Below are 2,641 nucleotides of genomic sequence, written 5' to 3' on the forward strand. Positions count from 1 at the left end.
GATCCGCAAGGCGACGTACTGGAGGGCGTGCCGGTGCTGTCGCCACTGGCGTGGCCACTGGCCTACCAATGGCCCGTGCATCAGATTGGCCCACACTATCAACCCATCGAGTTGCCCGCCGACCCCAGCTTGATCTTGCTCCATCGCCAAGCCGATGGCCGCGTGCAGTTTTCGCAGCTTTCACCGTTGCTGTATCGCTTGTTGGCCTTGATCGAGGCTAATGGTGAGGACACCGGCCACCGCTTGCTGCAACAACTGGCCGATAGCGTCGAGCAACGCGACAACCGTGTTTTTTTTAGCGAAGCCACCACCATGCTCGCCCAACTACAGCAACGCGGCATTGTGCTGTGGGCACACTAAGGTTGGGAATTTGTATCCTGATGGAAACGCGCACGCACACCGACCCTGCATAGGATGACAGCGTTCTCCCTCACACAGGATCACCCATGAACACTCTGCAAACCCGTATTGCCCTAGCCCTCTTGGTTGCCGTATCGGCAAGCGCCGTGGCCACTACGCCCGCCGCCAAAAAAGCACCCGAAATCAGCATTGCACAGGCCCGTGCCATCGCGCTCAAGGCGGCACCCGGCAAAGTCACCAAACAAGAGCGCGAAAAAGAAAACGGCAGCATGCGTTATTCGTTCGATATCCAGCAAGGCGACAAAATTCACGAAATCGGTGTTGATGTCGTCACCGGTAAAATTGTCGAAGATAAATTTGAATCCGCCGCCAACCGCGACTAAACCACCGCATGTTGAAAATCTTGCTCGCCGAGGATGACCTCGACACTCGCCAGTTTGTTGCGCGGGGGTTGCGCGAGCACGGCCATAACGTCCTTGCCGCCAGCAACGGCGAGGACGCCTTGCATCTGGCACTCACGGAAACACTGGATGTCATCATCCTTGACCGGATGTTGCCGCAGCTTGATGGGCTCAGCGTGTTGAAACGCTTGCGCGTGGCCGACATCACCACTCCAGTTCTGATGTTGACGGCATTGGGGCGTATCGAAGACCGTGTGGATGGATTACACGCAGGCGCCGATGACTACCTTGTCAAACCATTTGCATTCAGTGAACTGGCCGCACGCGTACAAGCCCTTGCCAGACGGCATATACCGACATCCGTCAGCACGCGATTACACGCTGCCGGGCTCGAGATGGACCTGCTGCGCCGCGAAGTACGCCGCGAGGGCAAGCTTATTCCCTTGCAGCCGCGTGAATTTCGTCTACTGGAAGAATTGCTTCGCCATGCTGGCGAGTTCATCACCCGAACGATGCTGCTGGAACGTGTGTGGGATTTTCATTTCGACCCGCAGACAAAAATCGTCGAAACCCATATGAGTCGGCTACGCTCCAAACTCAATGATGGCTTTGCCGAAGACATCATTGAAACTGCACGCGGCACGGGCTACCGAGTTCGGACAGCATGACGCTGCGTTTGCCCTTACCGCGGAGTGCGTCGTATCGAATTGCCATCATTGGCCTGTTGTTTTACATCTGCGCATTGGTTCCGTTAGGCATTGGCGTGTCTTACGCCACCCATGCCGCGCTGCTCAACCAGATCGATACCAGTATCACGCAGTTATCCACCACGCTTTCAAATGAATACAGGACAGAAGGCGCCGCCGGTGTCATGCGTGTACTGACACGACTGCGTAGCGGCGGGCCGGTACCACAAGGTGCGGCCTTGTTTACAGCCGATGGCCGCATGCTGGGTGGCAACATCGACACTACACTGCCGCCACTGGGATGGCAGCAAATTTCATTGAATGACCCACAAGAAGGACCTGATCCCGCGCGCGCACTGGTGAGCCGCCTGCCAGATGGAAATCGTTTGGTGGTTGCGGCCGACCTAGAAGCACTGGAAGCCATCAATCACACGTTGTTTGGCATGTTTGGGCTGGCGGCGTTGGCCCTGCTTGTACTCGGCACGGGTACCGCATTGCTATTGGCACGCTACCTGCACCGACGTTTGGCGCCAATCACTACCACGGCCGATGCGGTGATTGCCGGCAATCTTCAACATCGCGCCGAGATTGGGCACACCCATGATGAGTTCGATCGTGTGGCCAATTCACTGAATGCCATGCTGAACCGGGTTGCCGCTCTGGTCGAAAACCTGCGCCAGGTCAGCGCCGACCTTGCCCATGACCTACGCACACCCTTGGTGGGCCTGCGCAACCAGCTTGAACGTATGCGTGGCGAAGAAGACATGCCGCTCAAGCAAGCCAGAATCGAGCATGCCCTGGATCGTACGGATGAAGTTCTGGCTCTGTTCGATGCCATTTTGCGGATTGCCGAAGTCGATGCCGGGCATTTGACCAAAAGTTTCACCACCATCGATGTCAGCACTCTACTGAATGATCTCTCCGATAGCGCACAAGCCATCGCAGAAGATTGTGCGCACACATTCACCGCCCACATCACAACCGGACTCTACGTGTCTGGTGACCGTCAGCTGTTGGCGCAGGCTGTGTTGAACCTGCTGGAAAACGCACTTCGCCATACACCTGCCGGCACGCATGTTGCTCTGTCTGCCATGCGCAAGGGCAACATCATTCAAATCGATGTGCGCGACGATGGCCCAGGAATTCCTATTGCCGACCATCATCGCGTGCGACAACGCTTTGTGCGCTTGGAGG

The 2,641-nt window shown here is 56.8% G+C and carries 4 protein-coding genes; all 4 read left to right on the top strand.

Annotation, left to right across the window (positions count from 1 at the left end; translation table 11 throughout):
- Positions 1 to 360, top strand: a 360-nt coding sequence (locus tag PK789_RS06320; protein WP_503011912.1) for an HvfC family peptide modification chaperone, incomplete at its 5' end; no start/stop codon positions are given.
- Between the two features lie 86 nt (positions 361 to 446).
- Positions 447 to 743, top strand: a complete 297-nt coding sequence (locus PK789_RS06325) for a PepSY domain-containing protein (protein ID WP_324307802.1) — start codon at positions 447 to 449, stop codon at positions 741 to 743.
- Positions 744 to 751: 8 nt separating this feature from the next.
- Positions 752 to 1,429, top strand: a complete 678-nt coding sequence (locus PK789_RS06330) for a response regulator transcription factor (protein WP_324307803.1) — start codon at positions 752 to 754, stop codon at positions 1,427 to 1,429.
- On the top strand, positions 1,426 to 2,641 hold a 1,216-nt coding region (locus PK789_RS06335; protein WP_324307804.1), incomplete at its 3' end, for a sensor histidine kinase. The genes PK789_RS06330 and PK789_RS06335, both read left to right, overlap by 4 nt.

It is taken from the genome of Thermomonas sp., from assembly GCF_035369645.1.
In the GTDB taxonomy this organism is placed as follows: Bacteria; Pseudomonadota; Gammaproteobacteria; order Xanthomonadales; family Xanthomonadaceae; genus Thermomonas.